Source organism: Actinotignum vesiculae, from assembly GCF_051267215.1.
Lineage (GTDB): Bacteria > Actinomycetota > Actinomycetes > Actinomycetales > Actinomycetaceae > Actinotignum > Actinotignum schaalii.
Window position 1 is genome coordinate 52,222 of the sequence record NZ_JBOZGG010000009.1, and the last position, 25,135, is coordinate 77,356.

18 protein-coding genes, 1 pseudogene and 1 CRISPR repeat array are annotated in these 25,135 nt (G+C 61.2%); of the genes and pseudogenes, 7 read left to right on the plus strand and 12 right to left on the minus strand.

Annotation, left to right across the window (positions count from 1 at the left end; genetic code table 11):
• Window positions 1-5: 5 nt before the first annotated feature.
• On the plus strand, window positions 6-938 hold the full coding sequence (locus tag ACRQHG_RS06085) for a YggS family pyridoxal phosphate-dependent enzyme (RefSeq protein WP_435719792.1): 933 nt from the start codon (window positions 6-8) through the stop codon (window positions 936-938).
• Between the two features lie 72 nt (window positions 939-1,010).
• Here the strand turns inward: ACRQHG_RS06085 and ACRQHG_RS06090 are convergent, their stop codons facing one another.
• From ACRQHG_RS06090 to ACRQHG_RS06100, 3 genes and pseudogenes are all read right to left on the minus strand, one after another.
• Window positions 1,011-1,919: an ABC transporter ATP-binding protein gene (locus ACRQHG_RS06090; RefSeq protein ID WP_435719793.1), complete on the minus strand. Its 909-nt coding sequence runs from the start codon at window positions 1,917-1,919 to the stop codon at window positions 1,011-1,013.
• Window positions 1,920-1,921: 2 nt separating this feature from the next.
• Window positions 1,922-3,102, minus strand: a pseudogene (locus tag ACRQHG_RS06095) (FecCD family ABC transporter permease).
• Entirely contained in the window at window positions 3,099-4,268 is a 1,170-nt protein-coding gene (locus ACRQHG_RS06100; protein ID WP_435719794.1) for a FecCD family ABC transporter permease, read from the minus strand. The pseudogene ACRQHG_RS06095 and the gene ACRQHG_RS06100 overlap by 4 nt, the downstream one beginning before the upstream one ends.
• 134 nt (window positions 4,269-4,402) lie before the next feature.
• Between ACRQHG_RS06100 and ACRQHG_RS06105 the strand changes: the two genes are divergently transcribed.
• On the plus strand, window positions 4,403-5,446 hold the full coding sequence (locus ACRQHG_RS06105; protein WP_435719795.1) for an iron-siderophore ABC transporter substrate-binding protein: 1,044 nt from the start codon (window positions 4,403-4,405) through the stop codon (window positions 5,444-5,446).
• A gap of 262 nt (window positions 5,447-5,708) precedes the next feature.
• Here ACRQHG_RS06105 and cas5e read toward each other — a convergent pair whose 3' ends face one another.
• Genes cas5e through ACRQHG_RS06125 form a run of 4 tightly spaced genes read right to left on the minus strand, consistent with a single transcriptional unit; the run spans window position 5,709 to window position 9,817 of the window.
• The gene (cas5e, locus tag ACRQHG_RS06110; RefSeq protein WP_435719796.1) at window positions 5,709-6,434 is read right to left on the minus strand and encodes a type I-E CRISPR-associated protein Cas5/CasD; all 726 of its coding nucleotides are present in this window, start codon (window positions 6,432-6,434) and stop codon (window positions 5,709-5,711) included.
• Complete coding sequence (locus ACRQHG_RS06115) at window positions 6,427-7,539, minus strand: type I-E CRISPR-associated protein Cas7/Cse4/CasC (protein ID WP_435719797.1); 1,113 nt, start codon at window positions 7,537-7,539, stop codon at window positions 6,427-6,429. Before ACRQHG_RS06115 ends, cas5e begins: the two co-directional genes overlap by 8 nt.
• A gap of 23 nt (window positions 7,540-7,562) precedes the next feature.
• Complete coding sequence (gene casB, locus ACRQHG_RS06120) at window positions 7,563-8,192, minus strand: type I-E CRISPR-associated protein Cse2/CasB (RefSeq protein WP_435719798.1); 630 nt, start codon at window positions 8,190-8,192, stop codon at window positions 7,563-7,565.
• Window positions 8,193-8,194: 2 nt separating this feature from the next.
• The gene (locus tag ACRQHG_RS06125; protein WP_435719799.1) at window positions 8,195-9,817 is read right to left on the minus strand and encodes a type I-E CRISPR-associated protein Cse1/CasA; all 1,623 of its coding nucleotides are present in this window, start codon (window positions 9,815-9,817) and stop codon (window positions 8,195-8,197) included.
• Between the two features lie 251 nt (window positions 9,818-10,068).
• On the opposite strand from ACRQHG_RS06125, the gene cas6e reads away from it, so the two are divergent.
• Genes cas6e through cas2e form a run of 4 tightly spaced genes read left to right on the plus strand, consistent with a single transcriptional unit; the run spans window position 10,069 to window position 14,872 of the window.
• A complete protein-coding gene (gene cas6e / locus ACRQHG_RS06130) occupies window positions 10,069-10,746 on the plus strand; it encodes a type I-E CRISPR-associated protein Cas6/Cse3/CasE (protein ID WP_435719800.1) in 678 nt (225 codons plus the stop codon).
• On the plus strand, window positions 10,743-13,439 hold the full coding sequence (gene cas3, locus ACRQHG_RS06135) for a CRISPR-associated helicase Cas3' (protein WP_435719801.1): 2,697 nt from the start codon (window positions 10,743-10,745) through the stop codon (window positions 13,437-13,439). Before cas6e ends, cas3 begins: the two co-directional genes overlap by 4 nt.
• Window positions 13,440-13,441: 2 nt before the next feature.
• Window positions 13,442-14,386 (plus strand): type I-E CRISPR-associated endonuclease Cas1e, encoded by a 945-nt coding sequence (gene cas1e / locus ACRQHG_RS06140; RefSeq protein ID WP_435719802.1) that lies wholly within the window; start codon window positions 13,442-13,444, stop codon window positions 14,384-14,386.
• A 9-nt stretch (window positions 14,387-14,395) separates the two neighbouring features.
• Window positions 14,396-14,872 carry a type I-E CRISPR-associated endoribonuclease Cas2e gene (cas2e, locus tag ACRQHG_RS06145; protein ID WP_435719803.1) on the plus strand — a complete coding sequence of 159 codons (477 nt, stop codon included), beginning with the start codon at window positions 14,396-14,398 and terminating at the stop codon, window positions 14,870-14,872.
• A gap of 132 nt (window positions 14,873-15,004) precedes the next feature.
• Window positions 15,005-19,488: a CRISPR direct-repeat array (repeat unit 29 nt; unit sequence CTGTTCCCCGCGCGAGCGGGGGTAATTCC).
• Between the two features lie 156 nt (window positions 19,489-19,644).
• Here cas2e and ACRQHG_RS06150 read toward each other — a convergent pair.
• The 3 genes from ACRQHG_RS06150 to ACRQHG_RS06160 form a co-directional block, all read right to left on the minus strand.
• A complete protein-coding gene (locus ACRQHG_RS06150) occupies window positions 19,645-19,851 on the minus strand; it encodes a hypothetical protein (protein ID WP_435719804.1) in 207 nt (68 codons plus the stop codon).
• A gap of 126 nt (window positions 19,852-19,977) precedes the next feature.
• Window positions 19,978-20,298 carry a transposase gene (locus tag ACRQHG_RS06155; protein WP_435719805.1) on the minus strand — a complete coding sequence of 107 codons (321 nt, stop codon included), beginning with the start codon at window positions 20,296-20,298 and terminating at the stop codon, window positions 19,978-19,980.
• Between the two features lie 299 nt (window positions 20,299-20,597).
• A complete protein-coding gene (locus ACRQHG_RS06160) occupies window positions 20,598-21,587 on the minus strand; it encodes an aldo/keto reductase (protein ID WP_435719806.1) in 990 nt (329 codons plus the stop codon).
• Between the two features lie 158 nt (window positions 21,588-21,745).
• Here ACRQHG_RS06160 and ACRQHG_RS06165 point away from each other — a divergent pair, with 158 nt between their 5' ends.
• Window positions 21,746-22,726, plus strand: coding sequence for a diacylglycerol/lipid kinase family protein (locus ACRQHG_RS06165; protein ID WP_435719807.1), 981 nt, complete (start codon window positions 21,746-21,748; stop codon window positions 22,724-22,726).
• Window positions 22,727-22,767: 41 nt separating this feature from the next.
• Here the strand turns inward: ACRQHG_RS06165 and ACRQHG_RS06170 are convergent, their stop codons facing one another.
• Together ACRQHG_RS06170 and ACRQHG_RS06175 are read right to left on the minus strand one after the other, a co-directional pair.
• Window positions 22,768-23,910, minus strand: a complete 1,143-nt coding sequence (locus ACRQHG_RS06170; RefSeq protein ID WP_435719808.1) for a branched-chain amino acid aminotransferase — start codon at window positions 23,908-23,910, stop codon at window positions 22,768-22,770.
• Window positions 23,911-23,940: 30 nt separating this feature from the next.
• Window positions 23,941-25,011, minus strand: a complete 1,071-nt coding sequence (locus ACRQHG_RS06175; RefSeq protein WP_435719809.1) for a 3-isopropylmalate dehydrogenase — start codon at window positions 25,009-25,011, stop codon at window positions 23,941-23,943.
• Window positions 25,012-25,135 lie beyond the last annotated feature (124 nt).

Sequence of the window (25,135 nt, forward strand, 5' to 3'; positions counted from 1 at the left end):
AAAACATGACATACACGGAGCACGACAAGCTTGCTCACCTCGCTGGACTATCCAGCATCACCCCAACCTCCGAGGAAATCCCCGGGCGCATTAACCTCGTGCGTGACGCCCTGCGCGGAGCGGAAGAAGCTGCCGGAATACCGCTCGGCACCGCCCGACTCCAAATCGTGGTGAAACACCAACCCATCACTGCCATTCGCGCCGCACTCGCCGCCGGCTCCCGCCTCATGGGCCAAAACTTCATCCAACAACTCCAGGACGTAGAAGCCCAACTCGCCGGGCCTGAAACGGCAGCGGAAACAGGCTCCGGAACCGCGTCTCCACTGGCGCTCAACACGGCTTCCGCCTCAACGCCCGGCGCCGCTTCAGACTCAACTGAACGCCTCATTCATGACGCTAGCACCTGGGAAGGAAGCGGCACCGCCCCGGCCAGCGCCGGCAACCCACCCCACTGGACCCACGTCATCGGCCACGTGCAATCCAATAAGGCCGGGCGCGCCCTCGAACTGGCCGATTGCATCGAAACCGTGGACAGCCTCAAATTAGCCCAGCGCCTCAACCGGCTCCAAGGCCGCCTGCTTGAGGAAGGCCACGCCCACGGGCCCTTCTCCATTTACGTGCAAGTCAATTCCTCCGGAGCAGCCAGCCAATACGGAGTTGATCCCGAACAAGTAGAAGAACTCGTCGGCCAGATCGCGCAGCTCCCCCACCTGCGGGTAGACGGCCTCATGACCATTGGCGCGAATACCAGCGACGTGCGGGAAATCTCCCGCTCCTTCGCGCTCGTGCGCGAACTACGCGACCAGCTCCAGCGCGAACACCCCAGCGTGCGCGAACTCTCCATGGGCATGACCCACGATATGGGCATCGCCGTGGCGGAAGGCTCCACCCAGGTGCGGGTCGGCAGCGCCATTTTCGGGCCCCGGCCCGCGGCCTGACAACGGCTAGGATTCCGGCGCGTCCGCGCCTGACAACGGCTATGATTCTGGCGCGCCCGCGCCTGACAGCGGCTAGGATTCCGGCTCGCTCGCGGCCTTACTACGCGCCGAAACCGGCACAACCATCGGAGTACCCGTCACCGGATCCGGGATAACCACCGCGGTCAGCCCGTAGATCTCCGCGATATTCTCCGGAGTAAACACCTCCTCAGCCGAACCCGAAAAAACAATACGCCCGTCCTTCATGGCGATGACATGGGAGGCGTAACGCGCCGCCTGATTCAGATCATGAAGAACCGCAACCAAAGTCCGTCCCTCCCGATTCAGGCGGGCACACAAATCCAGCAGCTCAATCTGGAAGGCGATATCCAAATACGTCGTCGGCTCATCCAAAAAAATAATCGGAGTATCCTGGGCCAGCACCATCGCCACCCACACCCGCTGACGCTCCCCACCCGAGAGCTCTCCCAGCAGTGCATCGGCAAAATCCGCGGTCCCCGTAGCCGCCAAAGCCCGAGCAACAGCCTCCTCATCACGCTTCGACGGCCGCGAAAACACGCCCTGGTGCGGGTAACGCCCCCGGCCCACCAGCTCGGCAACCGTAATCCCCTCCGGAATATGCGGCGACTGCGGCAACAACGCCAGCTCCCGCGCGAAATCCCGCGAGCCCATCGCCGCAATATCCCGCCCATCCAGCAGCACCCGGCCGCTCGCCGGTGCAAGCAACCGCGCCAACCCGCGCAACAGCGTGGACTTCCCGCACCCGTTCGCCCCCACAATCACTGTGAACGAGCCATCCGGAATCGCCACATTCAGATCCCGCGCCACCGCCACATCGCCATAGCCGAGGCAGAGATCCTCCCCGCGCAGCCGCGCGGCACCGGTAGAAACGCCGGCAACCGCACTATCCGCAGCGCTGGCAGCCTCGCTGCCTGAGGCCCCGGAAGCCGCACCCATACCCACGCCCTCGTTCTCACGCATAGTTATCGCCCCTTCCGTTGCGATAGCACCACAACCAGCACATACATCCCGCCGACCACCGTGGTAATCGCCCCCACCGGAACCGGCCGAGCCAGCGCAAATTGGGCGAACAGATCAGCCAGAAACAAAATCGAGGCACCTGCCAGGCCGCTATGCACGAGCGAAATTCCGCGCCGCCCGGCCACCACCCGCCCCACCTGCGGAGCCGCTAAGGCCACAAAGCAATGGGTCCGGCCGCCGCCGTCACCACACATGTCAAAGCGATACCGACCGCGAGGATCCCCCGGCGAGCCTTCTCGACCGGCAATCCGTGGGCAGCTGCGGCGTCGTCGCCCAATTCCAGTTGCCGCAACGGCCGCACGCAACACGCCACCAGCGGCACCAGGCACGCAAGAATTCCCAGCGCCGGCCCCACATTCGCCCACGACGCCTGCCCGAGCGACCCGGCGCCCCACACCGCGAGGCTGAGCGCCACCTCGTCCGAAGCCCGCAACAGCAGCCAGGTATTCGCCGCGCTGAGCATCGCCGTCATGCCAATCCCCACGATGATAAGGCGAAATCCGGACACGCCGTTGCGGTAAGCCAGCGCATAAATAATTATTCCGACGACGACGCCACCTGCCAGCGCGCCCATACTCACCGCAAGGGCTCCACCCACCAGGAATGTCCGGGTGAGAATAACGCCGGTATAGGCGCCAGCGTTGAAACCGATAATATCCGGCGAACCGAGCGGGTTACGGGTGAGAATTTGGAAGAGCGCGCCCGAGAGGCCGAGCGCCGCCCCGAAGGCGACCGCGGCGAGGATACGCGGCAGGCGCCAGGTAAGAACAACCTGGGCCGCGAAATCCCCCTCGCCTGCGGCAACCGCCCTCATCGAATCCGGGGAGAAACAGGCAGCCACCTCCGCCGGAGTGAGGGGTAAATCGCCGAGGAGCAGAGCCCCGAGGCAACCGACCACCAGGGCGAGGCTCACCACGGCCGCAACCAGGCGGGAACGGCGGCGTCGTCGTGCGGCGGTAAGGCGAGAACGCTGGAGCCGGGCGGTTACTGGCACTACGGGGCTTAGCTCTGGCATGGCGGGAACGGACTGCGGCGCGGCACCCGTATGCGGTGCGGCGGGCTGCTGCGCTGCGGGCTGCTGCGCTGCGGGTTGCGGCGCTGCGGGTTGCGGCGGCGTACTCATAGCGCGAAAGCCTTTCGCCGGCGGACGAGGTAGATGAGTACCGGGGCTCCCAGGAAGGCGCTCACCACGGAGACGGGCAGTTCGCCGCTGGGCAGAATAATGCGCGCGAGGATATCCGAGGCGAGGAGCAGGGCCGGCGCCCAGATTGCGGACAGTCCCACGACCCACCGTTGATCCGCGCCGGCAAAAGAGCGGATAGCGTGCGGCGCCATGAGGCCGATAAAGGCGATGGGACCGGCGATGGCAACCGCTCCGCCGGTGAGAAGCGTCATCGCCGCTATACCGGTAAGGCGGATGGCAGTGACATTAGCGCCGAGGGCGCGGGCGGTATCGTCGCCGAGGGCAATGATATTGAGAGCCGGGGTGAGCGCGCCGGCCACGATGAGCCCTGATGCGAGGAGCGGGAGGACCGGCAGGATCACCTCCCAGGGGCGGTTTTCCAGCGTGCCGGCCGTCCACACGAGGATTTCGTTGAAGGTGCGCGGGTCGGCCAAGCGCAGGACACCCACGATGCCGTTGAGCACGGCAGAAAGCGCCACCCCGGCCAGGATGAGGCGGACCGGATCCGCGCGGCCGGTGCGCTGCGATCCGATCAGGAGGACCACCGCGGTGGCCGCGAGCGCGCCCGCCACCGCCCACCACATGTAGACGCTCGGCCGGCTGATGCCCGCGAGCGCGATGGCGAGGGTGACCGCAAAACCGGCACCGGCCGAAACCCCGAGGATTCCCGGTTCGGCCAGCGGGTTGCGGGAAATTGCCTGGATAAGAGCACCCGCAACCCCGAGGGCGGCACCGATAGCGATGGCGGCGACGGTGCGCGGCGGGCGCAAAGTAAGCACTGCTTGCGCGTCCATGGAATCGCGGTCCGCGCCGGAGAGGATAGTAAACAGTGTTCCCGGGGAGATGGGGCGGGCGCCGATGCAGATGGAGAGGATGGCTAGCACGAGAACAGCAATCACTCCGGCGAGGAGAGCCGCGGCGCGCCGGCGCGCGATGGTGCGTCCGGGGGCGGTGTGGGCGGCTCGGGAACTGCGGGGAGGCGTGCCGTCCCCGGGGTGGCCGGCCGCGGCAGGTGCAGGGCCCGGGTTCCGGTGATCCGCGGATGTCGCGGGAGCGGGACAGGCGCGGCGTCGTACCGAAAAACGCAGGTGGGCGGTGCTGTTCATAACGAGAACAGGCTACCCCAATTAAACAACGCCAGCGTATCCTAATAGGGCATCTGTGGTTTCAGTGACAACCACACGACCACCGCAGCCGCAGGTGCGTCCGGCCGCGAGTGCGGCATCCACGAAAGGAAGTTATGAAGAAGTCCCTGACCGCGTGGGCAGGCACCGTGCTGGTGGCTTGCCTGGCTTTTGCCGGATGCGGTTCTCAGAAGAGTAATGATTCTGCCGATTCTTCGGCGTCCCCTGCCTCGTCCTCTTCCGCAGCGGCAAGTTCCGCAGCGGATGGGACCACCACGAACGAGGCCGCGTTCCCCGCAACGATTGATACAAAATTCGGGCCCGTCACCGTCAAGGAAGCCCCGCAGCGCGTGGTCGCTCTGGGCTGGGGCGATGCCGAAGTGGCGCTTTCGCTGGGCGTGCAGCCGGTGGGCGCGGCCGACTGGCTGGCTTTCGGCGGCAACGGCGTGGGCCCGTGGGTGAGTGAATCGTATGAGAAGGCTCCGGAAATCCTGGGCACCATGGAGCTTTCGTATGAGAAGATCGCGGCACTCAAGCCGGATCTTATTCTCGATGTGAAGACCTCGGGCGATAAGGAACGCCACGATAAGCTTTCCCAAATCGCCACGACGGTCTCGCTGCCGGAGGGCGCGGATAATTGGCTGACGTCCACGAAGGACCAGGTCACCATGATCGGCGCGGCGCTGGGCAAGCCGAAGGCCGCCGCGGCACAGCTGGACGCGGTGGAGAAGAAGTTTGCCGAGGTCACGGCCGCGCACCCGGATTGGCAGGGTAAGTCGGTGACCGTGGCGACCAAGACTTCCGAGGGCTGGGGCGCCTACCTGAAGGGCGATACCCGCCTGGAGTTCATGACGAAACTGGGCTTCGTGCAGAATCCGAAGGTGCAGGAGCTGGCCACCGCCGATAGCGGTTTTGCCGTGCAGCTGTCCGCCGAACAGCTCGATGCTATCGATGCCGATCTGATTGCCGCGTTCCCGATTTTCATTGATACCGCGCAGATTACCGACGACGCCACCTGGCAGAAGGTCCCGGCGGTTGCTGCCGGCCACGCCTTCGTGGTGGACGGCGACCTCTCCAATGCGTTCTCTCTGGGCACCCCGGCCGCGCAGCTGTGGGCTCTGGATAAGCTGACGCCGCTTATTGAGAAGGCTGTGAAGTAAATACTCTCGCTGCGAAGCGACTAAGCTGCCCGCTCATGGACGAGAATCCTAAAGCTTCCACCATGGGCGTGCGCATAGATAGGCATAGAACGCCCCGGAAAGATCACCATATGAGTGGTCTTTCCAGGGCGTTTTCTGTGGCGCGAAGTCACACCGTCGCGCGCGGGCGGGCTCGCGTCGTCGTTCGCAGCAGCGGCATGGCTCTTCATGCGCGGCCGCGCCGCGACGGCACTTGCATCCGTGGCGCGACGGGAACGTGAGCCTAGCGTTCCAGCAGCTCAGCTACTTGTGCGAGCCACTCTTCCCGCTTTTTCACCACGTCCACCATGCTCGCGGTGCCGGGCAATGCCCCCGGCCCGCTATCGGGCATATGTGGGGCCCGCGAATAGGTCCACACCTGTTTTTTCGGTTTCTCAAAAGACGGGTCACACACCGGGATCCGGCTGAGCATGTCATCCTCGCCGCGCCCCAGATAGAACGGGAACGACGGCGCAAAGGCTTTCTTCCCCAAGTAGGTAACGAAAGCAGGACTGCGCAGCGCAGCGTCAACTTCCTCCTGATGCCCCGGGCAGGTGACTCGCACGAGGAACTCAGCTCCGGCCAAGTAGGTGCGGCGGATGACCGCGTTCGAGTTTTGCTGGTCCGGGGTGAACGCCAGGTTTTTGTCCGAATCACTTTGTTTCCGGATCCACAACTGGCGTGCTCGGAACTCAAGCTCGTCATTGCGGAGGCCGCTTTTAGTAGCACGGGGATTAATGGTCTGAAATTCATTGATGAGACGACCGGGGCGATCAACCCTTACTGCAAAATCAGCTCCCTCCAGCCACTCTGGCCATTCTTCGCGCGGAGCGCCTAGAGCGCCCGCGAGGAGACCAAGGAGACCGGACCGGGTAGGCCTAAGTTCCGAATTGACCACGTTCCCCGTCACTCGCGGCCCCGCCCAGGATTGCACGGGACCCGCTAGACGCAGGAATGTTGGATTACTCATTCTGGCCACCCAAGATCCACGCCACAACCGTGTCAACCAGGCCGTCCTTCGAGGTGGGCTCCACTCCAAACAACTCTTCTAGCTGGGGGAACGTTCCCGTAAGGGCCAGTGCGCTCCCGAAGTTATCAGGATCGAAACGGCGAGCAGCATGGAATTGGTCCCCGAGAGCCCGCACGGACGGCTCCAGGAAGCCCCCCTGGGAATCGTTAGCCTTCACCGGTGTTTCAAAGCTGTAGGCGCAGCGGTAGCGCTGCTCTTCAGCAAGGACGACGACGGGCTGCGTGTAGGGCGCGGTTGAATGCTCTTTACCGCGCGGTTGGCCGTAGATAAGAGCAGTAATCATCTCACGTAGGTTTCCCTCCGCCTCCGGCTTGCCGAAAGCGGTCCAACTAGCTTGGAGTTGTTCGCGATCAATAGTCACCGTGCGGTAGAAAATACCGCTCGTAAATTGGCTGATCCCTAGGTAGGTAGCTCCGCTGCGCGATTCTTCCCCGGCGAACTTATTCTGCTCCCGAATATCGTCAACGGTCGAGAAATAGTCAGTGCCAATGGTGGCAGCGTGGGTGGTCACGGCAGGAGATACGCTCAGCGCCGCTTCGGTACCCTTCTCAGGTTTCGCCGCAAACATACGCCCAAAAGCGGCGATGGCCAGGGAACCGGTGCATCCGTTAAGCACGAACTCCGTATCAGGATCGACTTCGCCAGCCACAACCTGCGCCGCAACCTGAATCTCTTCCCCACTCAACCAGATCGAACGATCCGCTTCAGCAGCTCCCGCACCATCATCAGCCTCGGCTTTAGCCTGCTTCTTCGTGAATTGACCGACGAGAGCACGAGCCTTTGTCAAGGTTTTCTTCGGGTCTAGATCGGGGGAAAGCTCGAGTGCGGCGTCGCGAATAACCTCCTCAAGCTTGCCAGAGCGCACTGAAACGTCAAGGCTGGCCTTTTCGTAAGCAACGCGTGCACCACGTTTGATAGCCTGCGAGGAATGCATGGCGCGGAGAACACCGCCCTCCATCAGGCGCTTGGGGGTTCCCGAATCGTCACGATTGAGATTCGAGTAGCTGATCGGAGTAAGGAAATGCAGGGTTAGGTGACGGTACATGATTGGTCCTCTCGGTTATGGTTTTAGTTTTCAGAAGCTTTGGCAGGAACGGTTTCAGATTGATCTGAAACCGCAAGTTGAGGTACGGAATAGAATTCCTCTATTACTCGCATTCGAATGTGCTGAGATTGAAGTGACAGGCCGTTCCCCCAGCGCATCAACGTATCGGCAATATCGAAATAATTGACGGGAGGAACTGGGCCAGGAATCGTTGAGGCCACCTCAAAAATTCGTTTGATGGATCGGGCTGCTTCTTCCATATCTTGGGTATGCAGGTAAGCCAGACGCGCGGCAATCATTCCTGGATTATCTGGTGAAACTGATTGTGCGCGTCCGTTTTTGTTCTCAGCGGTTGCCACGCGATATGCCCACCGCCCCAAACTGTTGCGGCGCTTACCCTCACTGGAATGAGGCACCCGGTCGTATTCCGCGGCCAGGGCTGCTACCCGCAGCAAGGCATTACGTTGCTCGGGGCGTGCATCTTCTGGCACCGCGGGTAGGACATAGGGATAAGCACGCATTTGAGTGAACGGCGTTGCCCCTTGCCGAATTGCTGCACGCGCGGCGCGATAGTCAGGATTTTTACGCCGTTGCAAAATCTCGTATAGTAACGCCTTCCAAGGCTCCCGTTGCGGGGTATCTATCTGCGTCATTGTTATTTCTCCTCATAAGCCGTGGGAACATCAAATTGTTTTGTGACAGCCCGAATATGACGAGCAACATTCGAATAAACTGCCGCGAAGAGCGCCGGATCTTGACCCCGGTAGGGCGCAATCGTTTCTTCGAAAGCTCTGAGCGCAACCTGAGCAGCCCCGCCGCGAGCCGCACGGATTTCTTCAGGACGCCGCTCAGCGGTTGTCACTTGAGAAAGAAAATCTTCATAGGAGCGAGTGATCGAACGCCAGAAAATATCCGATGCCGAATCCCGATAGTTTTCGAGCGAGTCAAGAACGGTGGGCAAGCCGTTAGGTGCAACGGAGGCTGCCCCGCGTGCGCGTCGGAAAGGTTGGATCACGCAATAGTGCAGAGCCTGGATGAACTCTGCATGGCGCCGAACTTGGCCCTGTGCTCGATCAGATAGCCCGAAAGCCCATAGCTGCGGATCTGCCACATCAACCCGCGAGGAACGGATAACTGGAGAAGATGCGGTTCCTTCGATGTAATGGCGGATAAATACCAACCGACAGCCAGAGGAAGAAACAATGCGATCATGCGCTTCGGCCACTTGTGCCAGTCTGCCGCGGGCAGCCCACTCCACTGCGAGATCCGTCGCGTCCCTCCCTACGTCCATCCGCTGAGCCTTTAACTCGCCGGACTTATTAGGCAAATACAGGTAGAAGGGATCGCTCTGATCGCGCTCAACCCAATAAGCTTTTCGACTCTCTTTCGTTGCTCCTGCTTCTGGGGGAACCCACGCAGGTGGAACGCCACCGATGCGCACACCGGCGAGCTCGTTATCCTCCCAGTAACAGGCAGCACTATTGGATGACCAGGTTGCCCGCCATAGCGGATGATCAGTTCCGCCCCGAGATCCGGTTCGATCTGCCCATGCCGGTAAACCGTCGCCTTCTACCCATGAGCGTGGGATCATCGCTAAAAGCGTATGAAGAAGCGACGAGCCTTCCCAAATCAGTTCGGTAGCCGTCATGCCGACGCCAACAAAATGGAAACCAGGACTTCCCATTTCAGCTTTTTGACCAGCGTAAGAATTATTTCCAGCCGGCGAATAGCAGTGATAAGCGAGGAGGTAAAGCGCTGCATCTTCCAGGGAAAGGGTGTCGCGCTGCGTTAGCAGACTCCAGAATTCTTCACCTTGATCGGAGATCATGGAAGGTAGCAGCTTCTTGAGCCGCAGCTCCCCTTTCCCGAGCTTGCGTTCTTTATCTTTCGCATTGCGCATCGGCTCAGCCGGCCGTTGCATAAATGGCTGCTGGTCATCGAATAACAAGGCCCCCGGTGCGAGTATGTCGATGGCTTTGTCAATCGCCTCGGGTTCAAGCCCCTCCGAGAGAATGTGTTCCCATTCGATCCGGAATGGATCCCGGTGGGTGTGATTGGACTGCCTTAAAACCACGGCAACGACTGCCGCTAATAGTCGCAACTCTGCACCATACACATAGCCCGGGACGGTCTTATCCAGGACCACCGGTTCGCGGCCCATTTTTTTGTCGGAGGGCTCTTTTAGAATATGAGCATCGAGAAGCGCATCACGAACCGTCAAGCGTCCGCGTGGCGTAACCAGTAACGGAATATCCGTCAAAGCATTGATCTTTTCCATGCTTCCTCTCCTTTGAGATGGAATGAGACTAACAAGAGCAGAAAGCTTTGTCAATCCATTTGACCCGTCTTTACAATTGCGTTTCTCCCCGCTAATATGAAACTCAAGATAAGGGAGAAACCCAGCCTCGAAAACGCTGTTACCCCCGCTTACGCGGGGAAAGCGGCCTATCTAGGCAATCCATTAGACCCTGAAATACCCACGCTAGCCGTGGAAACCGCTCGCTAAGAGCCTAGTCGACGGAGACGAATATGGCAGATCAACACACATCGGAACCCCAGCCGATCTTCCTAACAAAAGTACCGGTGCACACCCTTCTCTCACGCGTTGCCCTGCACAAACCAGAGCGCGGATGGACACTGAAGGACCCGCAAGTACGCCACCGCGCGATCATGGCGCTCTTCCCACAGACCAACGTGGAACACCCCCGGGCGGAGATGGGGATTCTTTTCCGCTTGGATCATGTCCCCGGAGATGCCCCATTCTTCCTTATCCAATCTCGCGAACCGGTGCCGCAACTCAACCTCCCCCACGAGGCTGCGATGAAAGAGGTTGAACTCAAGGAACTCCCAGCTGGAACTCCAGTTTCGTTCCGGATCGCTATCAATGCGATTCAACGCATTGGCACCGGGGGAACTCGGTCAATTCCGCTCGACGGGGAGGAACCTGCCCCTGGAGTCCCAAGTCTCTCTGAATGGCTGAGCGCAAAACTATCCCCTGCCCTCACGAATACAGAGATCATTGACGCGCGGCGCGAAGTTCTCACCACCGGTTCGGGAAAAGACAAACAACGTGCCGTCCAGATTGATACGATCAACGGAGTTGCCACCGTGGGAGATAGTGGAGCACTACTCGCAGCCCAAACCAACGGAGTTGGACGTGCAAAAAGCTACGGCTGCGGACTCCTCTCCATCCAGGCACTATCGTGACGGGCACACACCCCAGCATATGGGCCAAGCAGCGCGGTACGGAAACGTCCTACCCACTTCTTGCCCACTTGCTGGATACCGCAACTACTGCCGGAGTCCTCTATGAGACTTGGCTGAGGCCCGGTCTGCGCAAAGTTCTCGGACCGGCGGGGAAACGGGAAGTGGTGGAATGGGTGGCCGGATCGCATGACATTGGAAAAGCCTGTCCGGTATTCCAGTACCAGCAAACCCAAAAGGGACCGCAGTGGGATGACATTCGGACCGCACTCCGTACTAACGAACCGCAACTTGGTGACATTTCCGAGTGGTCTCGAAACTTCTGTGAGGATTACGCTCCCGATATCCGCCATCACCAGAAAATGTCAGCGCTCCTGCTTCATGGGACGAAGATCAATCCGGACGCATACGCAGCGCCATCGTGGAGATTCCTCTCCGCACTTGGGCATCACGGCCGCTTTGAGACCCCATCCTGGAGCACTGAAGAGACCGACTACCTTTTCGAAGATATGGAAAGCACCGGCTGGCTTGCCCTGGCCGATGATCTTCTCTCCTGCTTAGAAGAAGGCATCGGCATAACCCGGGCTGATCTTCCGGCTGAGCTTTCACCAACCGCAACAATCTTGCTCTCCGGCCTCACCGTGCTAGCCGACCGCATTGCCTCAGGCACCGAATGGGTAGCCGCCCAACAGGAACTCCTCGCGGCCGGAAAACTCACCCTTGATGATCCAGCCGGGTGGATTACTGCGTGCCGTGCCCGCGCTCGCGCTCGCATCGAAGATACCGTCGGGGTGTACCACGGCTGGGAATCTGCAGAGCAAAGTCAACGGGCAATCCTCGGTAACCGCACGCCCCGCCCACTCCAAGAGGAAGCCACCCGGGTAAGTGGCGGACTGTGGAATGTTATGGCGCCCACCGGCGTGGGAAAAACCGAAGCGGCCCTACTCCGGCACGCCACCGCAAACGAACGCCTTATTTTCCTGCTTCCCACCCAGGCCACCTCGAATGCGCTCATGCGGCGCATCCAGCGCTACTACGCAGGTACTCCCAATGTGGCTTCGCTCGCGCATTCCCTCGCCTCCACCGAAGATTTTTATAATCAACCGGTCACCATGGGGGAGGACTCCGGTGCTACCCCGCGTACCAGCAGAACCACATCCACAGAGAATGGCGCTAGCACGGCCGGCCTTTTCCCGACCGACTTCGTTCGCTCCGGAAGCTCCCGCCTCCTGGCACCCGTATGCGTCGGCACCGTGGACCAGGCACTCCTGGGCGCCCTGCCGGCAAAATGGACCCACTTGCGGCTCCTCGCCCTGGCCAATGCCCACGTTGTTGTGGATGAGGTTCATACGCTCGATCAGTACCAGAGCGGTCTCCTCAGCAACCTTCTGCTCTGGCTGCGCGCCACGAACACCCGGGTCACCTTCCTCTCCGCAACCCTTGCCTCCGCACAACGTGCCACCTACCTCGAGGCTTATACAGGCCAACCCCCGCACGACGCCGCACAATTCCCGCTGCTCGAAAATACGGATACCAACGGAACCCAGCTGCGGAGTATTCGTCCCGACAGCCCGCCCCGTACCCTCACAATTGAACGCAGTACCGAAAAATACTGCCAGCTCACCACCTCCCACCGCGATTGGGTGCGCGAACAGCGCCGGCGTTACCCCCAGGCCCGCATCGGAGTTATCTGCAATACGGTTGCGCGCGCCCAGGAGCTCACCCGAGCTCTCGCCGCCGAGGGCAACGTTGTTATCCTCCATTCCCGCATGACAGCTGAGCATCGTCGTCGTAATGCTGAACTCCTCGAACGCGAAATCGGATCGGGCAGCGCGGGCGCCGCGCTCACGGTTATCGGAACCCAAGCAATCGAAGCCTCCCTAGACATTGACCTCGACCTGCTCCGCACCGAGCTATGCCCGGCGGCGTCCCTTATTCAGCGTGCCGGGCGCCTGTGGCGTTCCTCCGATCCGAACCGCGCCACCCGAGTGCCGGGACTGAGCGGGCCGCGAGTGTCCGTCGTCGCTATTAATGGCGGTGAGGGGCAACAGCTACCGTACCTGGCAAGTGAACTGGCGCGCGTGGAGAAATGGCTTAAGAGCCATGATGACATCCGAATTCCGGAGGATTGCCAGGAATTTGTGGATACCGGCACCCTGCTGCTGGCGGATATCGAGGAAGATAAACCCGATGAACTCAATGAATTCGCGAAGAAATCGCTGGCGGCAATTCGCGCCCGGAACGCTACGTACGATATGAAGGAGTGCCTGAGCGAAGGCTCCCAGGTGAAATCCTTCGCTGCCATGACGCAACGTGATAAAAACCTCGGGGATGAGCGTTCAACCAGACTCATCGAAGTAGAAACCACCCGCCTGATTGTATGCGGTGATCCGGATATTATCCCCGGCGCGTGGACCGGGGAGCCTGAAGATTTGATGAAGCTGCGCGGCAGTGACCGTGAAGGCATACGCCGCGCCTTGCGCGCATCTGTTCCGGTCACGGTTACCGGTCGTGCGAAAACACTGTTTACGGATGCGGCGTCGCTTGAAAATGCGCCGTCACTACTTTGCCGCTACCACGTTTTAAACGACGGCGCAGCTCATTACGACCCGCTCATCGGGCTCGTTGTGCCGGGTAGCATTCCGGATCCCACTTGCTCTGGCACACCCGCACAGCCCGCCACCGGGAAGGAGTGAACATGGCTTACTCAGATGAGGCTCTGGCCTTCCGCACTATTAAGGCGAGCGAGCAGGTGCGCCTCGAAGACCGGGTTTCTTTCCTCTATCTCGAATACGTGCAAATTCGCCAATCGCGCACGGGCGTGGTGGCCTATGACGCTGGCCGGGAAGGAAAGAACGGGTCCTTGGAAGGAACCCGCGCGCGGGCAATCCAACTCCCCGTCGCCGGGTTAGCAGTGCTTACTTTGGGGCCCGGCACCTCGATTTCGAGCGCGGCGCTCACTTCCTGTGCCCGCGCCGGAACCACTGTCCTCGTTACGGGTGGGGGCGGAGTACCGCTCTATACACACGCCACGCCGCTGACCTCGAGTGCGCGGTGGGCCATTGCGCAAGCTCGGCTAGTGAGTAATGAAGCCCGGCAGCGCGAAGCGGCGCTCGTGCTCTACAAAAAGCAGCTGGGTGTGGAGAATGCGCCTGGCAGTTCTATTGCAACGATGCGCGGGCTGGAGGGGCAGCTCATGCGCAATACCTACCGCACTATGGCGGCAAAATATGGAACCGGGAGCTTCACGCGTGATACTTCCTCGGACGACCCGGTCAATGCTGGCCTCAATTTAGCGAACTCAATCCTCTACGGGTGCGCAGCTTCGGTGTGTGCGGCGCTGGGAATCAACCCGGCGCTGGGGATTATTCACCGCGGTGATGCGCGTTCCTTGCTTTTTGATCTCGCAGATATGTACAAACCGAGCGTAACGATTCCTCTGGTGTTCGCGGCGGCGCGCGAAGAAGACCCCATGACGGCGGTCCGCAAAGCCGTGCGGAGAGCTATCGTGGACCACCGGATTCTTCCCGATATGCTCGCCACCATCATGGACATCCTCCAGCCTTTCCTGCCCGCACGCGACGACGACCGGCTTATCTCCGGAAATAACGTCGAAGTTTCCGGCCATATCCAGTACGGATAGGAGAGCGGGATGTTCGTTGTTGTTAATGCGGTGGCCATTCCAGATCACTTGCGCGGATACTTGAGCAGGTTTCTTTCCGAGGTGACTACCGGATTGTACGTGGGAGTTGTTTCCGCGCGAGTGCGGGACAATTTGTGGGAAAGCGCGGTATCCGCCGCGGGTACCGGAAGCCTCACTCTTATTTATAACGACGCCGCCCGTGAGCAAGGCTTCGCTCTGCGCAGCACGGGAACCGGCAGTCGCCCAGTCCTTGATCTGGACGGCATGCTGCTTATCGGGACGGGTGCGGAGGATGCAGTTGGTACGGAGGCAGATGATGTCGATCTGCCAGGTGCTTCGCTCAGCTCTCCTGATTCGGTTAGCACTGCGCCTATTCATCGCGAACGGAGGAACCGGATCCGCAAGCGCACGGTCACTATAGCCAAGCGGGATGATCGGGAGCACGAGCCCGTGTCCGATAAAGATAAGCATAACGGAATAAGCTAAATTTGATGAGTGGGAACTGACGTGGTTGCTGCGCCCAGCGCACCGGTGTACCTCCCGGAGATCCGCAAATCTGGAACTCTGTTCCATTGCGATTTCCAGGTCCGCCGCCGATAAACAACCAGGTCAGGCAGTCTGTTCCCCGCGCGAGCGGGGGTAATTCCCACCTCATTCAATCTTTCAAGCCCGGAGAAGTCTGTTCCCCGCGCGAGCGGGGGTAATTCCCACGCCCGCCCGGCATCATTTCTCGCGCAGGTCTGTTCCCCGCGCGAGCGGGGGTAATTCCAACAACCACCCGCGCAAGGCCAGCCCCCGGCACTGTTCCCCGCGCGAGCGGGGGTAATTCCACCTTGTTTTTCCCGTTAGCGCTCGTTATAGCCTGTTCCCCGCGCGAGCGGGGGTAATTCTGTGCCTTATCGAGCAGAGATAGGCGCCCGTGACTGTTCCCCGCGCGAGCGGGGGTAATTCCGGCTTTTAGGATCATTCAGGCTAGCCCGGCCTCTGTTCCCCGCGCGAGCGGGGGTAATTCCCTTGCCTACCACGGGGCCGAGGGTAGGCAGATCTGTTCCCCGCGCGAGCGGGGGTAATTCCGGAGGATATGCCACCAGCTCCGGCGCCGTCACCTGTTCCCCGCGCGAGCGGGGGTAATTCCACATTCCCGGTATCTACCTGCAAGTCCGGTAGCTGTTCCCCGCGCGAGCGGGGGTAATTCCTGCGGCGGCGCTGGTGGTAGAAGAAAATACCCCTGTTCCCCGCGCGAGCGGGGGTAATTCCGGCGGGAAGGTCTCAGTAGCGACCGCTACCCTACTGTTCCCCGCGCGAGCGGGGGTAATTCCCGGGCCTTGCATCAGCCTTATCTATTCCAGCTCTGTTCCCCGCGCGAGCGGGGGTAATTCCGTAAGAATATACGTAGATTGAGTTTAAGAAGTCTGTTCCCCGCGCGAGCGGGGGTAATTCCTGGACTGGTGACGTGTAGGCGGGTGGTGACTGCTGTTCCCCGCGCGAGCGGGGGTAATTCCATACGCCCTAGCTGTGTGTTGCTAATTCCAAGCTGTTCCCCGCGCGAGCGGGGGTAATTCTAGGGAGATGCTGGAGGACCTGCTGTTTGATTGCTGTTCCCCGCGCGAGCGGGGGTAATTCCGGCAGCAATACCGGCGCCGCCGCCGAGGGCTGCTGTTCCCCGCGCGAGCGGGGGTAATTCCCGGCTTTAGCAAGCTCAAAAGCGGCCTATCATCTGTTCCCCGCGCGAGCGGGGGTAATTCCGCCGTGGCGAAGCTCCTCGATGGCTTTAACCCCTGTTCCCCGCGCGAGCGGGGGTAATTCCGGTGACGCCCCAGGTGGTGAGGGTGGTTAGGACTGTTCCCCGCGCGAGCGGGGGTAATTCCTTGACCCGATCTGTGAAGCGTCACGCGGTTTTCTGTTCCCCGCGCGAGCGGGGGTAATTCCATCTTGAAGCTCCCTAGCGGCTTTCGCCCTAGCTGTTCCCCGCGCGAGCGGGGGTAATTCCGATAGTGAGCTGGCATGGGAAGCCTGGCAGAACTGTTCCCCGCGCGAGCGGGGGTAATTCCACGGGCATGGATCGCAATGCCGGCTGGAACATCTGTTCCCCGCGCGAGCGGGGGTAATTCCGCGCGGCGGCGCCTTGCATTTGCCGAATATAACTGTTCCCCGCGCGAGCGGGGGTAATTCCCAGAATCACCAGGAGCCGATCTGAGAGCCTTTCTGTTCCCCGCGCGAGCGGGGGTAATTCCCGCGTTCAAAGCCCACGCGGCCGCGAACGCGACTGTTCCCCGCGCGAGCGGGGGTAATTCAACGCCTTGCTTAGCGCAGTCCGCCCAGCTTTAGCTGTTCCCCGCGCGAGCGGGGGTAATTCCTAAGGGAGGTGGACGCAATGGAAGAAATGGCGCTGTTCCCCGCGCGAGCGGGGGTAATTCCCCGCCGCAGAAATTGCAAGCCCGGCGGCGGGTCTGTTCCCCGCGCGAGCGGGGGTAATTCCGAGGACTTGAAGATCAGCTAAACGAAAAACACCTGTTCCCCGCGCGAGCGGGGGTAATTCCGCGTCTTGTAGAGCTTATAAAGGGTGCCCGGCCTGTTCCCCGCGCGAGCGGGGGTAATTCCAAGGCTTTGTATTCGGCTTTCAAGCTGCCGAACTGTTCCCCGCGCGAGCGGGGGTAATTCCGTGCCCGCCACATGGGGAGGCATTACCTCAAGCTGTTCCCCGCGCGAGCGGGGGTAATTCCCACCAGATCATCAAGAACGACTCCACTAAGGGCTGTTCCCCGCGCGAGCGGGGGTAATTCCTTTCAAGATGACGGTTGAACAGGCCCGCGCGGCTGTTCCCCGCGCGAGCGGGGGTAATTCCAGCTCGCGGTATATGCCTCGCGGGATGCGGTCCTGTTCCCCGCGCGAGCGGGGGTAATTCCCTAATAGGGGCAAATAGGAGCTAATAGGAGCTCTGTTCCCCGCGCGAGCGGGGGTAATTCCGCCTCGGAAATCTCCTCATGGGAATACTCCGACTGTTCCCCGCGCGAGCGGGGGTAATTCCTATGCGACTTCCGACCGCTTGGTGGTGTGGTCCTGTTCCCCGCGCGAGCGGGGGTAATTCCGCGTGGCTGACGGGGGATAACCCGTTGGAGGACTGTTCCCCGCGCGAGCGGGGGTAATTCCGCCGAGCGTTGTGGATCAGTATGGTGTGGTTGCTGTTCCCCGCGCGAGCGGGGGTAATTCCCTACAATACGCCGCCGCTATGGGATAACGCCGCTGTTCCCCGCGCGAGCGGGGGTAATTCCGGAGCTGTCCGGCGTTCCCTGCAAGGCTTTACCTGTTCCCCGCGCGAGCGGGGGTAATTCCATCGACGGCGACCTGGGCATGTGGACTGTTGTCTGTTCCCCGCGCGAGCGGGGGTAATTCCCGCCCGGAGCTGAGCAAGTCAATACCGCTTACCTGTTCCCCGCGCGAGCGGGGGTAATTCCGGTCATTAGCGTGTAGATGGTCAATCATGAGCCTGTTCCCCGCGCGAGCGGGGGTAATTCCTCGGAGCGGGTGCTTTGTGTTCGCGGAGGATGCTGTTCCCCGCGCGAGCGGGGGTAATTCCCAGACCGAGGTAGCTAAAGCGAATTTTGAGAACTGTTCCCCGCGCGAGCGGGGGTAATTCCCGTTTCGGCCGTAAAAGCGCCGAATGAAAGCACTGTTCCCCGCGCGAGCGGGGGTAATTCCCATCAGATCATCAAGAACGAGGCCGCTAAGGGCTGTTCCCCGCGCGAGCGGGGGTAATTCCGCGTGAATCAATCAAACGCTACGAAGAATTCTCTGTTCCCCGCGCGAGCGGGGGTAATTCCCGTGGATTCTTTGCCGGTTAGGGTGGAGGAGTCTGTTCCCCGCGCGAGCGGGGGTAATTCCCGTGCCGCTGATCATGCTCGTTAGGTGCTCCACTGTTCCCCGCGCGAGCGGGGGTAATTCCTCACAGCAGCGGCGGACAAGCTTTTGAAGCACCTGTTCCCCGCGCGAGCGGGGGTAATTCCCCTGGAAGAATGGGCTGAGCAATGGATAGGTCCTGTTCCCCGCGCGAGCGGGGGTAATTCCGACTACCGCGACCAGATCACCGCAGACATCAACTGTTCCCCGCGCGAGCGGGGGTAATTCCGGGCAGCTAGGCCCTGCCACCGTTATCGCGCTCTGTTCCCCGCGCGAGCGGGGGTAATTCCGGCGGCTACTCGCAGGTGTCCCGGCAGGTGATCTGTTCCCCGCGCGAGCGGGGGTAATTCCTTCGCTGAAAGCGGTGGCCGCGTGGAGCGATGCTGTTCCCCGCGCGAGCGGGGGTAATTCCGCGAGGCATAGTGATCACTACGCCGCAATCCACTGTTCCCCGCGCGAGCGGGGGTAATTCCCTCATCGTCATAGCCATAAACGCTATAGAATCCTGTTCCCCGCGCGAGCGGGGGTAATTCCTTGGGCCAAGCACGGGCGGCACATGGTTCAAACTGTTCCCCGCGCGAGCGGGGGTAATTCCATGCCGGCTCGGTGGTGCCCGCCCGCCCTGCCCTGTTCCCCGCGCGAGCGGGGGTAATTCCTATTCTTGACCCGCTGCATGTGGGAGTGGCCGCTGTTCCCCGCGCGAGCGGGGGTAATTCCGGGTCGATCTTGATCTGCCAGGTATCGCTAGCCTGTTCCCCGCGCGAGCGGGGGTAATTCCCTGATCGAAAACGGGTACGGGGAAAAGAACGACTGTTCCCCGCGCGAGCGGGGGTAATTCCTGTGTTAGCGGCCATATTAGAGCACTCGCAACCTGTTCCCCGCGCGAGCGGGGGTAATTCCGCCGCCCCGGCCCCCGCCCCGGCACCAGAAAGCTGTTCCCCGCGCGAGCGGGGGTAATTCCACCCTCTACTTCCTGCATCAAGTGCTTAAAGGCTGTTCCCCGCGCGAGCGGGGGTAATTCCAAAGCCATCATCGAATGCTTCACCAATAACGACTGTTCCCCGCGCGAGCGGGGGTAATTCCAAAGCCATCATCGAATGCTTCACCAATAACGACTGTTCCCCGCGCGAGCGGGGGTAATTCCCTAATTAGCGCCGGGGCTAAGCGCATTGATATCTGTTCCCCGCGCGAGCGGGGGTAATTCCAGCGTTCGCCCGGCACTCTTTCCGGGTACCCCCTGTTCCCCGCGCGAGCGGGGCAAGCCTAAGGCTCCTGCCAAAGTTCGGCGAATCACCGATAGAGATGCTCCACGATTGTCATCACCGCGCTTCACGATCTCACTACGAAACTGACCGACCCGACTAACCATTTCTGTGTTTTTCGGAGAAGAGATAAGCAGAGACGACAGCTCTCGCTAACCTCTCACTTGCCTTTTCAAGCCTCGCGATCTCGGCGTCTTTAGCTGCGAGTTCTTTCTCGCGCCGCCGTTCTAAACGTTTCATTTTAGCTTCGGCTTGGTCAACGCCTTGTTGCAGACGTTGTTTTTCGCGCTTATCACGGTTACTCATGATCCCAGTCTTACGTGGGAAACCCCGAATGTCCAAGTCCCAGCTGTAAGCAACGTGACGGAAACTCAACAGCGAATCCGGTGCCCAACTTACCTGCGATTGCTGGCGCGAGGGCTTTTCTGGCCGTCACTCACAGTTTTTATGTGGGTGACCTGCCTGACACGCAAAAAAGGCCGACGCGGCTTTCAGGAGTTCATTGACGTCGCGTAGTTCCTGGTTCTCTCGACGTAGCCGCATATTCTCCGCTACCACGTCTTCTTCCGCCCGCCTGACCCGCCCGTTCTTACGAGCTTGCTGAACCCACTGGCGGGCCGTATGCCAGGAAACGTCATATTTGGGTGCTACGGCCCTGCAAGCATCTTGTAAAGATATGCTCTCGGCGAGGATCCGCTTCTCAACAAGGCGGATAACAAGGTCCTTAGCTTCCTGATCAAATTTCTTCGGCATAAAACAGATTATACCGGAAATCCCTATAGGTATAAACACACCTAACCTGTACACCTCTATAACACTTCTCCCTGCCAACATGGAACTAACCACTAGGGAGAACGTGCAAGCCGAAGCTGTTACCCCCACTCACGCGGGGAAAAGCGGCCTACCTAAGCAATACACCAAACCTTGACCTACCCACACCTCGGCGTGGAAAACCGCTCGCTACGAGCCTAGTCGGTGGAGCTGAATCTGGAAAACCAACACGCATGGGCACTTCTGCCATTCTTCCGAACCAGACGGCCACCCCACAGTCCCTAGAACAACGCCACCTTCTCCGGCGGCGGGAAGATCGCGTCGAGCTCAGTTAGGTCCGCACTGCTCGGCTCCCACACTAGGGAGGCTGCATTCTGGCGGACTTGCTGCGGCGTCGTCGCACCGGCAATAACGGAAGCCACGCACGGCCGCGAGGCCAACCACGACATCGCCACCTGCACCGGCGTCACGCCGCGCGCCTGCGCAAACGCAACAAAAGCCTCAATCTGATCCCAGTCGGTGGACTCCAGCAGCGCTGCCTTGGAGTGCGCAATTCGCGAGCCCTCCGGAGCCGCACCGCGCCGATACTTACCCGTCAACAAGCCGTTCGCCAGCGGGAAGTACGGGAAAATCCCCAGGCCAAAGCGCTGCGCGGCCGGCACCACCTCCAGCTCCGCGCGCCGATCAATCAAGTTGTAATGCGACTCTGTAGCAATTGGCCCCACCAGCCCGCGCGCCGCCGCCAGATGCGAGGCATCAGCAAGTTGCCACCCGGCGTGGTTCGACGTCGCGTAATACCGAATTTTGCCCGCCCGCACCGCATCCGACAGCGCCTCCAGCGTCTCCTCGGGCGGCGTCACACCATCCGGCGTGTGATAAAAATACAGGTCAATCGCCTCCACGCCGAGCCGGCGCAACGATGCCTCCAAGGCCCGCGTCACGTAGCGCCGCGAACCGCGCGCCCCGTAATCCGCACCGTTGCGCCCCTGCATATCCATACCAAATTTTGTTATCACGACGACGCCGCGGGCCAGCTCACCCGCTTCCCGTAACGCCGTTCCGAACATAGTTTCCGAAAGTCCGGGCTCTTTGCCGTACACGTCGGCAAGATCGAAGGTGGTGATTCCCTCTTCAAGCGCTGCCCGCACGACGGCATTCGTACCTTCTTGCGTTTCGGTTCGCGTGTGGGCGCGGCCAAAATTATTACCACCGATGCCGACGGCGGATACCATCAGGCCGGACTTCCCTACCGGGCGATACGTCATTGTCATACCGCCAGCCTAGCGGACGCCGAGCGCGCCCGTTCGGCAGCTCGGTTACGATGAGGGAACAGTGCTCACCTGTGAGCGGTGTTTTCAGGCGCGGCCTAGCAGGGAATTGTGAGGCTCGGAGCGCGCCACCACCACCGAGGGAAAGAGGGCTTGCCACTATGCCAGATTCTGCGGCGCAGCAGCACCAGCGAAACGGCTATCCGGAGGGACCGCGCCCGATCCGGCGCGTCGTCCTCCTTACCAACCCGACCGCGGGAAAGGGCCGCGCTACTTCTCTAGCTGCCCACATGACCGCTGAGCTGCTCAAACACGGCGTTGACGTGGTAGGGCACTACGCCACCACCGTCGCGGAAACTCGTAAGAATGCCAGGTTAGCGCTAGCCGATCCCAATATCGACGCGTTAGTGGCCTGCGGTGGGGACGGATTGGCGAATCTCATCGTGCAGGAGCAGGCCGGCACCGGCAAGCCGCTCGGCTTGGTTGCTGGCGGAACAGGGAACGATATTGCGCGCGGCCTTGGCATTCCGCTCGACGTCGCCGGAGCCGCCCGCACCATCGCGTCCGGGTATACAGTGATCACCGACCTGGGCCTGGCCATTCGCGAAGTAAACGGTGTTTCCCAACCCGAGCGCCGCTATTTCGCCTCGATCCTCGCGGCGGGGATCGATACCCGCATTAATGCTCGCGCCAAACAGATCCGGTGGCCGGGTGGCTCGGCCGCCTATTTCCTCGCGGTGCTTGCCGAAGTTGCGGCCATGCGCACCACCCCGCTCACCTTGAGTATCGACGGCGGCGAACCCTTCACTCTGGAAGCTACCCTCTGCGCGGTGGGTAATACCCGCAGTTACGGAGGTGGGATCCGGATGTGCTCGCACGCTGATCCGCGTGATGGCAAGCTGGCCCTCACCGTCGTCGGCCCCGTATCGCGCCGCACCGCGGCCCGCAACCTCCGCAATATCTACACCCGAGATTTCTCCAAACTGCGCGATATCGTCACCCAGATTCAGGTCAACAGTGTTCGCCTGGAGATGCCCGGTCTTATTCCTGCGGTCGACGGCGAAGACCTCTTTCCCACCCCGCTGAGCGTGACGGTGGCCGCCGGTGCCGGGTGTTTCCTTGTTCCGCCGCCGCACGCGTAGCTCAACTCGGCCCCGCGCGTAGTGAAACCCAGCCCAGCCCGCTAAGCGATCCGGTACATCCACCCGAAGGGATCTTCGCGAGTGCCGTTTTGGATGCCCGTGAGTTCCTCGTAAATCCGCTGCGCCATGGTGTGGGTAGGCAGCTCAACGCTGAAATCTTCCCCGGTGAGCTGACCAATGGCTGTCACCACGGCCGCCGTCCCGCAGGCGAACATTTCCGCCACGCTACCGTCCTGAATTCCGCTCACCACATCGCGCAAAGCGAGGGTATCTTCACGTACCTCCACCCCGGCGCGGCGCAGTAGCTGCATAATGCACGAACGAGTATTACCGGGCAGGATATTGCCGGTAAGTTTCGGGGTGGCCACGCTGCCGTCGGCGTAGACCACAAACACATTCATCCCGCCCAGCTCATCAAGGTTCGTGGCGGTTGCGGCGTCGAGGAAAAGAACCTCATCGTACCCGGCCGCGCCCGCGGTGACCTTGGGCAGCAGCGAGGCCGCGTAGTTCCCGCCGGTCTTCGCCGCGCCCATGCCGCCGGGGCCGGCGCGATGATAATCGGGCTCCACCCACACCTTGATGGGCTGGAAACCGTTGGGGAAATACGCCCCGGCCGGCGAGGCGAGCACGATGTATTCGTAGGCCGCGGCCGCCCGCACCCCGAGGAAAGCTTCCGAAGCGAAAATGAAGGGCCGCAGGTACAGCGATTCGCCCGCAGCTCCCGGAACCCAGCGCCGGTCCTGGCGCACCAGATCCACCAGCGAGGCCACGAAATCATCCACGGGCAGCTCCGGGATGGCGAGCCGATGCCCGGAGAAGTTCAGACGCGCCCCATTGTAGGTGGGGCGGAACAACCATAGCGATCCGTCCGCATGCCGGTAGGCTTTCAGGCCCTCAAAAACTTCCTGGCCGTAGTGGAGCACCGCGCCGGCCGGGTCCAGGCTGAGCGGCCCGTAGGGCACGATGGCGTGGTTGTGCCAGCCTTGTTCCGCGGTCCAGGTTGCCCGCGCCATGTGATCGGTGAAGTAGCGGCCGAAACCGGGGCCGGCCAGAACCTGGCTGACCTCCTCTTCGCTGGCCGGGTGCTCATTCGGGTGCACAGCGAACCGCCCCGCGAGGCTATCCGCGGGCGCGGGGGTGGTAGCGGCAGCTTCCATTTCTTCCGGAGTCATCGGAACGCTCATACCTGAGTCCTTCTTTCTTCGTGGTGATCCTTAGCGGTTATCTTCCATAGCGGCGAGAATAGCATCCCCGATCTGGGCGGTTGTGCGGCGCAATGACACACCGGCCGCCGCAGCCGCGGCGCGCGCTTCCATATCCGCCCTGATAGCCGCCTCAATACGCGCGGCCGGCCCGGCAAGCCCGAGGTGGCGCAGCATCAGCGCCACGGAAGCGATTGTCGCTGTCGGATCGGCTTTCCCGGTCCCCGCAATATCCGGTGCCGAACCGTGGATCGGTTCGAACATGGAGGGGAAATTGCCTTCAGGGTTAATATTGCCCGACGCCGCAAGCCCCACGCCCCCGCTTACCGCCCCGGCTTCGTCGGTCAGAATATCGCCAAACAGATTATCCGTCACGATAACGTCAAAACGCTGCGGGTCGGTTACCAGGTAAATAGTGGCGGCATCCACATTGCAGTAATCAACGCTTACATTCGGGTACTCCGCGGCGAGGCGATCAACGGTACGCTGCCAGAGTCCGCCCGCGTGCACGAGCACATTAGTTTTGTGGACGAGGGTAAGGTGGCGGCGAGGCCGGGAGGCGGCCAGCTCAAAGGCGTAACGCACCAAGCGCTCAGTTCCGTGAGCGGTGTTGACAGATACTTCCGTTGCCACTTCGGTGGGCATGCCGCGGTGAACACTGCCCCCGTTACCCGAGTACAGCCCTTCGGTTCCTTCGCGCACCACCACCAGGTCAATATTTCCCGGTTCTGCCAGCGGGGTGGGAACCCCGGGATAGAGCACGCTGGGCCGCAAATTAACGTAGTGGTCAAAGGCAAAACGCAGCCGCAGCAAAATCTCCCGCTCAAGGATTCCGGCGGGCACCCGCGGATCCCCGATAGCCCCGAGCAGCAGCGCATCGTGCCCGGCCAGTGCGTCCAGATCCGCACTGCCCAGGGTTTCCCCGGTATCCAGGTAGCGTTGCGCTCCGATACTGTAGGGGGTCACGCTTAGTTCCGTGCCGCTTTCCGCCAGCGCGGCGCGTAGTACTTTCAGGCCTTCGGGCACGATTTCCGGACCGATGCCGTCCCCGGCAATAACGGCAAGATTAATAGAGGCGCGCATGTGGATGAGTATACGAGATCCGTCCACCTAGTGAGACCAAATATCTCACTGTGCGAGACGCTCGCGTGTGGCGTGACGGCACGGAGATCTGTTCTTTCGGGAGGTTAGGTACGTCTCCTGGAGC

Excerpts from the sequence above, each read along its gene's own strand:
- ACRQHG_RS06085 (WP_435719792.1), top strand. The coding sequence starts at position 6 with ATGACATACACGGAGCACGACAAGCTTGCTCACCTCGCTGGACTATCC.
- ACRQHG_RS06090 (WP_435719793.1), bottom strand. The coding sequence starts at position 1,919 with ATGCGTGAGAACGAGGGCGTGGGTATGGGTGCGGCTTCCGGGGCCTCA.
- ACRQHG_RS06100 (WP_435719794.1), bottom strand. The coding sequence starts at position 4,268 with ATGAACAGCACCGCCCACCTGCGTTTTTCGGTACGACGCCGCGCCTGT.
- ACRQHG_RS06105 (WP_435719795.1), top strand. The coding sequence starts at position 4,403 with ATGAAGAAGTCCCTGACCGCGTGGGCAGGCACCGTGCTGGTGGCTTGC.
- cas5e (WP_435719796.1), bottom strand. The coding sequence starts at position 6,434 with ATGAGTAATCCAACATTCCTGCGTCTAGCGGGTCCCGTGCAATCCTGG.
- ACRQHG_RS06115 (WP_435719797.1), bottom strand. The coding sequence starts at position 7,539 with ATGTACCGTCACCTAACCCTGCATTTCCTTACTCCGATCAGCTACTCG.
- casB (WP_435719798.1), bottom strand. The coding sequence starts at position 8,192 with ATGACGCAGATAGATACCCCGCAACGGGAGCCTTGGAAGGCGTTACTA.
- ACRQHG_RS06125 (WP_435719799.1), bottom strand. The coding sequence starts at position 9,817 with ATGGAAAAGATCAATGCTTTGACGGATATTCCGTTACTGGTTACGCCA.
- cas6e (WP_435719800.1), top strand. The coding sequence starts at position 10,069 with ATGGCAGATCAACACACATCGGAACCCCAGCCGATCTTCCTAACAAAA.
- cas1e (WP_435719802.1), top strand. The coding sequence starts at position 13,442 with ATGGCTTACTCAGATGAGGCTCTGGCCTTCCGCACTATTAAGGCGAGC.
- cas2e (WP_435719803.1), top strand. The coding sequence starts at position 14,396 with ATGTTCGTTGTTGTTAATGCGGTGGCCATTCCAGATCACTTGCGCGGA.
- ACRQHG_RS06150 (WP_435719804.1), bottom strand. The coding sequence starts at position 19,851 with ATGAGTAACCGTGATAAGCGCGAAAAACAACGTCTGCAACAAGGCGTT.
- ACRQHG_RS06155 (WP_435719805.1), bottom strand. The coding sequence starts at position 20,298 with ATGCCGAAGAAATTTGATCAGGAAGCTAAGGACCTTGTTATCCGCCTT.
- ACRQHG_RS06160 (WP_435719806.1), bottom strand. The coding sequence starts at position 21,587 with ATGACAATGACGTATCGCCCGGTAGGGAAGTCCGGCCTGATGGTATCC.
- ACRQHG_RS06165 (WP_435719807.1), top strand. The coding sequence starts at position 21,746 with ATGCCAGATTCTGCGGCGCAGCAGCACCAGCGAAACGGCTATCCGGAG.
- ACRQHG_RS06170 (WP_435719808.1), bottom strand. The coding sequence starts at position 23,910 with ATGAGCGTTCCGATGACTCCGGAAGAAATGGAAGCTGCCGCTACCACC.
- ACRQHG_RS06175 (WP_435719809.1), bottom strand. The coding sequence starts at position 25,011 with ATGCGCGCCTCTATTAATCTTGCCGTTATTGCCGGGGACGGCATCGGT.